Annotated in this window: 8 protein-coding genes; 7 read left to right on the forward strand and 1 reads right to left on the reverse strand. The window is 71.8% G+C overall.

Annotation, left to right across the window (positions count from 1 at the left end):
- The 6 genes from ACWCSD_RS41690 to ACWCSD_RS41715 form a co-directional block, all read left to right on the forward strand.
- A partial coding sequence (locus tag ACWCSD_RS41690) for a hypothetical protein (protein ID WP_449923248.1) occupies positions 1–3,036 on the forward strand: 3,036 nt, incomplete at its 5' end.
- 14 nt (positions 3,037–3,050) lie between these two features.
- The gene (locus ACWCSD_RS41695) at positions 3,051–3,245 is read left to right on the forward strand and encodes an Rmf/CrpP family protein (protein WP_449923251.1); all 195 of its coding nucleotides are present in this window, start codon (positions 3,051–3,053) and stop codon (positions 3,243–3,245) included.
- Between the two features lie 3 nt (positions 3,246–3,248).
- Complete coding sequence (locus ACWCSD_RS41700; RefSeq protein ID WP_449923254.1) at positions 3,249–3,521, forward strand: hypothetical protein; 273 nt, start codon at positions 3,249–3,251, stop codon at positions 3,519–3,521.
- Between the two features lie 28 nt (positions 3,522–3,549).
- Positions 3,550–4,179 (forward strand): IPT/TIG domain-containing protein, encoded by a 630-nt coding sequence (locus tag ACWCSD_RS41705; RefSeq protein ID WP_449923257.1) that lies wholly within the window; start codon positions 3,550–3,552, stop codon positions 4,177–4,179.
- A gap of 125 nt (positions 4,180–4,304) precedes the next feature.
- Positions 4,305–5,819, forward strand: coding sequence for a 2'-5' RNA ligase family protein (locus ACWCSD_RS41710; protein WP_449923260.1), 1,515 nt, complete (start codon positions 4,305–4,307; stop codon positions 5,817–5,819).
- Positions 5,816–6,322 (forward strand): XF1762 family protein, encoded by a 507-nt coding sequence (locus tag ACWCSD_RS41715; RefSeq protein ID WP_449923263.1) that lies wholly within the window; start codon positions 5,816–5,818, stop codon positions 6,320–6,322. The genes ACWCSD_RS41710 and ACWCSD_RS41715 overlap by 4 nt, the downstream gene beginning before the upstream one ends.
- Here the strand turns inward: ACWCSD_RS41715 and ACWCSD_RS41720 are convergent.
- Positions 6,307–6,888 (reverse strand): hypothetical protein, encoded by a 582-nt coding sequence (locus ACWCSD_RS41720; protein ID WP_449923265.1) that lies wholly within the window; start codon positions 6,886–6,888, stop codon positions 6,307–6,309. The two genes, ACWCSD_RS41715 and ACWCSD_RS41720, sit on opposite strands and share 16 nt — an antisense overlap.
- Positions 6,889–7,067: 179 nt before the next feature.
- Here ACWCSD_RS41720 and ACWCSD_RS41725 point away from each other — a divergent pair.
- A partial coding sequence (locus tag ACWCSD_RS41725) for a phage major capsid protein (protein ID WP_449923268.1) occupies positions 7,068–8,359 on the forward strand: 1,292 nt, incomplete at its 3' end.

Consider the following 8,359-nt stretch of genomic DNA (forward strand, 5'->3'; position numbering starts at 1 on the left):
GGCGACGCGATCCGCCACCAGGTGGGCGACTCGCCGATCGGGCGCGTGATGGCCATCCGCAAAACCTCCCGCCCGCTGGCCGACGTCGAGGAGTGGCGGGTGGAGCTCGCCACCGTGGATGACCAGGACCGGCCCATCCGCCGCGAGCAAGTCACCCTCACCTCGCGCGGCGGCCCGTCCGTCGTCCGCACGTGGCGCGGGGAGCTGTCGCGCACCCAGCCGTGGGACGCCGCGATCGACAACAGCACAGGCGACGGCCTCGTCACCCCCGACCAGATCGGAATCGGTGACCGGATCGTCGTCACCGACGCGGCCGGCAACACCCAGTCGGGTGTCGTCACCTCCCTGATGGGCGTGTACGGCGAGGACGGCCTGCAGATCGGGCAGACGGCGTTCCTGCGCGGCTACGACGGCGAGACGGACCTGGCGCCGCTGCTGGACAGCGTGGAGATCATCCGCCAGGCGCGGGGCGGCGCCGGGGCTGAGGAGCGCATCCGCGCCGAGCAGGACGCGCAGGGCCGCCGGACCCGGCAGCGGGCCGTCACCCGGGCGCTGGCCGACGCCGAGACCGGCCTGTACCGGCAGGTGGCCGCGACGCTGCTGGGCGACCTGGACACCACGCCGGTCGCGCCCGCCCGGGAGCGCGGCGACGACGAGGTGTACGGGCAGGCGCTCGACCGGCTGGAGAAGGTGTGGCAGGCCCAGCCGGAGGGCCTGGCCGAGCAGATCGCCGACGCGCTCGACCCCCGCACCGAGGAGCAGCACGCCGAGCTCGTGCGCAGGCTGCGGCCGGTCGTCGCCGAGGTGCGCGACCGCGCGGCCGCGAACATGACCGCCGCGATCGGCGAGATCGACCCGCTGCCGGGCGAGACGTGGGATCAGGCGCTGCGCCGGGTGATGCTCCAGTACCGGGACATGCCGCCGGCCGACTCGCTGACGCGAGCGGGCGAGGCCCTGGCCCGGTTCGACCTGGACGCCTCAACGGACGCCCCGGTCGCGGAGCTGCCCGCTGTGCGGGAGGCGGACCTGCCCGCGCGGATGGCCGCCTACCGGGCCGCGCTGCCGGAGGACCTGGCCAACGTGGGCCGCAAGCAGGTCCGCCGCCCCGTGTTCCAGCCGACGAGCTTGGCCGACCTGGAGGCCGGGCAGGTCCCGGCCACGGACACGGTGCTGACGTGGGTGGACGACGTCGCCGCCGATGGCGGGCCGGGCGAGCACGCGATGCGGCACCTGGCCGTGCTGCGCGCGGCCGGCGCGGACCTGGACGACATCTACCGGCAGCGGTACGCGGCGGCCGACCCGGACGGGATCATCGCCGCGTTCGACGAGCTCGCCGAGCGGGCCGGCGTCCTTCGGGAGCAGGCGCACGCCGCCGACCGGGACCTGATGAAGGTCATGAAGCGCACCCGCACCCAGGTGGCCCAGCAGTACGGGTTCTCCTCGATGAGGGCGCTCAGGGCGGGGGCTTCACCTGCGGTGAAGAACGCGGCCGCGATGGAATGGGAAGACGCCTACGCCGGCGCGGCCAAGGAGCGTGACGACGCGGTAGCCGCCTACCGGGCCGCCGCCGACGACGTCATCGGCAACCTGCGGGCCCGCCGGGAAGCGCACCGCCAGGCCGCGATCGAGGCGCTGTCGAGCGTGCGCGACCTCGGCGGCGAAGGGCTCACCTACCGGGCCAGCTACGGCGGGACTCTGGAGGAGCGCAACCGGCTGGTGAAGGCGATGCGCATCGCCGAAGCGGCCTACCCGGCCGACTGGCTGGCCCTGGCACGCGACGCCGGGCCGGTGACGATCGAGTCCGGGCGCGGCTCCTACGACGGGGTGCGCTTCGGCCGCGACCGGCCGGAGATCACCCTGCCGTGGGAGGCCCCGCAGCAGGACATCCCCGTCGACGGCAAGTGGGTCAGCGAGGAGACGTCGGCGTCCCAGATGGTCGGCGGCAACGCGGCCAGCCGCGGATCGGTGCACGAGCTCGGCCACCACATGGAGCAGGTCGTGCCCGGCCTGGTCGCGGCCGAACGCGCCTTCCTGTGGGACCGGACCTCCACCGGCCCCGTGGGCGAGCGGGAGCGTCACCCCGTGCAGCAGAAGCCGAACGGGTTCGAGACGATCCACTACCGGGACGGCGGCTTCGGCTCCGACTACGTCAGCCGCGAGTACACCGGTGAGGCGTTCGAGCTGTTCACGACGGGCGTGGAATCGCTGATGGCCGGGTCGGAGTACGCCGCCGACGACGCCGACCATCGGGCGTTCACGTTCGGCGCGCTGGCGCTGCTCGGCACAAGCGTGGAGGGGCCGCGCCGGTCCCCGCTGACCGGCGTCAACCTGTCGGACCTGTCCGAGGCCGAGCTTCGCGCGCTGCTCGCTCAGGTGTGGGGCAACCCGGACGAGGTCGCCCAGGTGATGGCCGCGCTCGACCGCGTCGAGGCCAAGAGCGACCCGCTGGCCGGCCTGGACCTCGAACGGCTCGACCTGGCCGACCTCGTCAGCCTGCTCGGGCAGGTGGACGACGACTACAGCGTGGCCCGCATCAGCGCCGCCATGGACGCGTGGGAGTCCGAGCGGCGCGAGCAGGACGCCGACGACCGGGCGTTCGCCGAGCGGTCCGCGCGCGTCGACCAGCTCATGGCCGAGGGCATGCCGGAGATGGAAGCGTGGGCGCAGGTCCACGGCGTCTCCTACGAGCAGATCGAGCGGGACCTGACCGCCGACGACCGGATGGCCGGGGAGACCCGCGACCAGATGGCCAGGCGGCACTACGACCTGTGGCTGCACCAGCAGTACCTTCAGGCGGTAGCCGACACCAAGGGGTACCTGCTCAACCCGGACGGCGTCGCGGCCGGCGTGGAGGAGAAGAGTCTGTTCTCGGGCCGCCGGGACCGGGCCCGCAAGTACGCGTCGGAGGAGCTGCGGCGCTGGTTCGACGCGAACGGGTGGATGAACTTCACCGAGTTCAAGGCGCAGATGCTCGGCAGGGAACGGGACCGGCGGGCCGCCCAGGCGGGCCGTGGGGCACGAGACTTCAACCGGTAAGAGAGGCTGACGAGATGGATGGAAGCGTGTCGCGGGTGGCGCTCGGCGCCGCCCGCACCGCGGGCCGCGCCACGGCGTGGGCCGGACGGCCGATCACGGACTGCCCCTACCCGAAGGGGCCGCGCCGGTTCGCGTTCGTGGACGCCTACCTTCAGGTGCGGCCCCCGCAGGCCGGGACGGTCGCCTACGACGACGCCCGGGAGGCGTGAGGCATGGAGAAGGTGTTTGGGTACATCGACGGCGTCGCCTACGCGGTGACGGTCGGAAAGGCGCGTCCGGAGGCGGCCGATACGGTCGGCGTCGTGTCCGGCTCGCCTCGGGCGGTGTCGTTGCTGCGCGTCCGCGACGGCGACCTGGTCGACGTGCCGCACGGGCCCACGATTCGGCTCGACGTCAACGACCCGGCGTCGGTGATGGCGGCGCTCGCCGCCTGGACGCAGGTCGTCCCGGAGCCGGGCAGCACCGAGCCGGCTGAGATGACGTAAGCCCCCGGGCGGGGCATCCTCCAGCCCCATGGACTCGGGGATCTGGTGGCGTGTCGGCTTCATGGTCGGCGTCACGATCGGCGCGGCGCTCCTGCTGCTCTACATGACGGTGTGGGCGCGGCCGGTCGTGCTGCTCGTACCGGCCGACACGCCTACCAGTTCCCCCACCACCGATCAGGGGGAATGGATGGCTCTGTACGGCGCGAACGGCGCACAGCTCACCAAGGCGCAGGCCAACGCCAAGACGGCGGCCGTGCCCGTCACCGACCCCGTCGTACGGGTCACCGAAAACCTGTACGTCGGCCGCCGGTTCGACGGCACCGCCTACCCGGAGGCCAAGCGGGAACTGCGCTTCCCCAAGGACGCGCTCATCAAGAAGTCGCTGCTCGACGGCATGTTCCCCGACGCCACCATCACCGCAATCTCCCCCGCGTCGGGGGCGGCCGCGGGCGGCGACTCGGTCACCATCCGGGGCACCGACTTCACGCCGGGCAGCACGGTCACGTTCGGCGGCACCGCCGCGACCAGCATCGTGGTGGTGGACGAGCGGACGATCACCTGCAAGACGCCGGCGAAGGCGGCCGGTGCGGTCGCCGTGGCGGTGGCCACCGACGCCGGAACGGTCACGTCGGGGGCGTCCGCCTTCACCTACGTGTGACCCGGGCGAGCGGACCCGGCCACCCTTCCCGGGGTGGCCGGGTTCGTCGCGTTTTCGGGTGAAGGCGACGTTAACGCTCTGTGCTGGCACTCTCCCCCCGGACATTCGCCGGGAGGGGGCCCAGGGTGAGCGTGCAGCTCGAACAGAAGTCGGTGGCGGTCTCGCCGATAGCCGCCATGGACGACGACCCGCCGGGGACCGTGCGCTGCCTGGTCGCGGTCACCGGCGTGCGGGACAACGTGGACGACATCATCATGCCGGGCGCGTTCTCCCGCACCATGGCGCTGCGCAAGCCGAAGGGCGTGTTCGCGCACGACGTGAAGGTGTGGGCGGCCAGGGCCGAGGAGTACGAGGAGTGGCTGCCGGGCGACCCGCGCCTGCCCGCGCACACCAAGGACGGCAAACCGTGGCCGCGCGAGGCCGGCGCGGTCTACGTGCGCGCCCTGTACGACCTGGACACCGAGGACGGGCGCGAGGCGTACAAGAAGGTCCGCTTCTACTCCAAGTCGAACGAGTGCGAATGGAGCATCGGGTACTCGGTGCCGCCCGGCGGCGCCCGCAAGGAACCCAGGAGCGGCGTGCGCCGCATCTACGACCTGGACTGGTACGAGTTCTCCCCGGTCCTGTTCGGGGCGGCGTCGCAGACCATGACGCTGTCGGTGAAGTCCGGGCTCGCCGTGAAGGCGGACCCGGCGGCCGAGGGCGGCTGGGACGACCTGCTCGACGGCTACGACGAGCCTCCCGCCGAGGACGCCGAGGAGCCGCGCGGCGTGGAGGAGCTGCGGGCGATGGTGTCCCTCACCATCCCCGCCGACGTCGCCCAGGCCGTCGCGGTCGAGGGCGGGCTCCCGGCGGCCGAACTGCATGTGACGCTCGCCTACCTCGGTGAGGGCCTGGACGATGCGGCGCTGGCCGAGGCCGCGCTGGTGGTGGAGAAGGTGGCCGCGGCGGCGGGCCCGCTGTCGGGGATCATCGGCGGCGTCGGCATCTTTCCCGAGGGGGACGACGGGATTCCGGCGTGGGTGCCGGTGGACGTGCCCGGCCTGACCGAGCTACGGCAGAAGGTCGTCTCGGCGTTGGACGAGGCCGGAATCTGGTACGCGGCCGACCACGGGTTCACCCCGCACATGACGCTCACCTACCTCCAGCCGGGCGACCCGATGCCCGCCCCGGTCGAGGTGACGCCGGTCGAGTTCGGCGCGCTCACGCTGGCCGTCGAGGACGACCACGAGGACTTCCCTCTCGCAGGCCCGGCCGCCGAGCCGGCCGAGCCCGGCATGCCGGGCGTGCCCGACCTGGAGACCCCGGACGACGGCGAGGACCTGGAGGGCAAGCACTCCCCCGCCTGGCAGACCAAGCAGGGCCGCGTCCTGTCCGACCGCAACATGAGGCGGATGGCGCAGGCGGTAGACATCCTGCGCGAGATCATGCGCGAGGCCGGGGTGGAGGTGGAGGACGAGCACGACCCCGCCCGCCGGCAGCCGCCGGAGCTGCCGCCCGAGCCCGGCGTAAAACCCGACTCGACCGCGCCCTCGGCACTGCCGAACGAAGCCAAGCAACTCGCCGAGGTGGCCGAACTGACGCCGGAGCAGCTGCACGCGGGCCGGGCCATCCTCGACTTCCTCGCGGAGGCGGTGTGAAGGTGCTCCGGCTGGTGCCGGTCACATGGGCGCAGGCGTGCGCGTTCGTGGACGCCGAGCATCGGCACTTACGCGCCCCGCGCGGGCACAAGTTCTCCATCGGTGCGCTGGTCGACCGGATCGACCCGCAGACCGGCGTCCTGGTCGAGGGCACGAGCTTGGTGGGGGTGGTGGTCGTCGGCCGTCCGGTGGCCCGTCTGTTCGATGACGGGCGGACGCTGGAAGTGACCAGGTGCGCGACGGACGGCACCCGCAACGCCTGCTCGCACCTGTACGCGGCGGCGTGGCGGGCCGCCCGCCCGATGGGGTTCACGCGGATGATCACGTACACGCGGGCCGACGAGACCGGCGCGTCCTTAAGGGCCGCCGGGTGGAAGGACGTCGCGGCGCGGCGGCCGCGCGGCCCTTGGTCGTGCCCGTCGAGGCCGCGCGGCGATGAAGGGGGGGAGCGGGTTGGGCGCATCCTGTGGGAGGCTCCCGGGTCAGTTCACCGGCCTTCGTAGTCGGCGATGGCGTCGAGGACGGGCTTGATCACGGCGGCATTGCCGTACTTGCTGGTGGGGATCTTCCAGCGGGTCACACCATTCGGCGTCGACCACTCCAGGGTGCCGCCCGTCCTGGGCACGTCGAACGAGTAGTAGAGCACTGCCGGGCTGCCCGGATGGACGTAGACCCAGGGGCCGTCCGTGCGGCCCGCCCACGGGCTGCTCCCCGCGTTGCCGGACGTGTCCGTGTAAGCGCGGCCGCCGATCCTGATCCGCCACTCGCTGCCCTCCGGGACGGCCGGGATGCGCTCGGTCTTGGACAGGGCCGTCACCTTGACGGCGACGGCGACGAACCACTTCTCTCGCGGCTGGACGAACTTCGCGTCGCTGGGCCGGTGGTAGTAGACCCCTACCGGGGCGATACGGAGCGGACGCCCCTTCTCCCCCGCGATGCGGATCGACTGGCCGAACTTCAGCGTCTTTGGCGCGGCCGCCGCGGCGTTGGCCGCCGGGGGGACGGCGGCGAGCGCGGCCGAGGCGAGTAACGCGGCCGCCGGCAGGGCGGCCAGACGGTTCGAGCGCACAAGGACCTCCAGGTGACGGATCGTTCCAACCCCCGAGCTTGATCACCTTAACTCCGCCGCGCGACGTAAGCGCGGGTTCGTCCTACCTTGCCGCCTTGATCACGGGGGTCCCGGTGCTGACCGGGCGCGGATCGCACACAACCGCACACCGATGTCAGCCGAACCGGGGGGTAAGGCAGATGACTGCCACCAAGGAAAACGCGCGGATCAAGGAGCTCAAGAGCGCCCTGGCCGAAGAGGGCGCCAAGATCGAGCGCATCCAGAACGGCATGAAGGACGAGACCGGCCGCGGCCACTTCGTCATGTCGAAGGAGATGCACGCCGACTACCTGAAGTCGGTGGATCGGGCGACCGAGATCCAGGCGATGATCGTCACCGAGCAGAAGGCCGCGGGCGTCCTCGCCTACCTGGCCGAGCCGGCCTCGGAGCCGGTCGCCGGGATGATCGCGGCCGACCGGGCGCGCGGCATGGAGCGCAAGAGCCTGTCGGACGCCTTCTTCGAGTCCGACGCGTACCAGCGGATGAAGGCCGACGAGTTCCGCGAGCCGCGCGGCACCATCAAGATCGACCAGGGCATCTACTCGTTCGAGCAGAAGGACCTGTTCACCCTGTCGGGTGGTACGCACACCACGCCGGCGTTCGGCACCGCCGAGAACATGGGCATCGCCGAGCGGCAGCGCCGCCCCAACCGGGTGCGCGACCTGTTCCCGGCCTCGTCCACCACGTCGAACATCATCAGCGGTGTCCGGCAGACCGGTTTCGTGAACAACGCCGACATGGTGCCCGAGCGGCGCGCGGCGGACGGTGTCTCGGCGCCGACCGGCGGCCCGACCGACACGTGGGGCCGGCTGAAGCGGTCGGAGATCAAGTTCGAGCCGTACACCCGCCCGATCTCGGAGATCGGCCATTACGAGACGGTCCACAAGAACACGCTCTCCGACGAGTCCCAGCTTCGGGGCATCCTGGAGCGCGACCTGATCGACGGCGTCAAGCTCAAGGAAGACGAGCAGATCTTGTTCGGTGACGGCGTCGGGGAGAACCTGCTCGGCATCGTCCAGACGCCGGGCATCCAGATGTACACGGGCCTGAACACGGACAAGAAGACCGTCCAGGTGCGCCGGGCGCTCACCCGCGCCATCCTCAGCTACTACGACCCTTCGGGCGTCGTCATGCACCCTCTCGACTTCGAGGACATCGAGACCGAAGAGGACAAGCAGGGCGGCTTCCGCGTCGCCGTGTCGGTGGCGATCGGCGCGGAGAAGCGCGTGTGGCGGCTCGCGGTCATCGACACCCCGGTCATGGCGCAGGGCCGCTACCTGCTCGGCTCCTGGGGGTACGGCGCGAAGTTGTTCGACCGGGAGACCGTGGTCGTGCAGGCGTCGACGGAACACGGCCAGAATTTCATCGAGGGCACCGTGACGATCAAGGCCACTGAGAGGATTGGCCTGGCGTGCGACCGCCCCGAGTCATT

This window comes from Nonomuraea sp. NPDC001684 (assembly GCF_053596515.1).

What these genes read in the sequence shown, in the direction of transcription:
- ACWCSD_RS41695 (WP_449923251.1), top strand. Translation starts at nt 3,051, where the DNA reads ATGGATGGAAGCGTGTCGCGGGTGGCGCTCGGCGCCGCCCGCACCGCG.
- ACWCSD_RS41700 (WP_449923254.1), top strand. Translation starts at nt 3,249, where the DNA reads ATGGAGAAGGTGTTTGGGTACATCGACGGCGTCGCCTACGCGGTGACG.
- ACWCSD_RS41705 (WP_449923257.1), top strand. Translation starts at nt 3,550, where the DNA reads ATGGACTCGGGGATCTGGTGGCGTGTCGGCTTCATGGTCGGCGTCACG.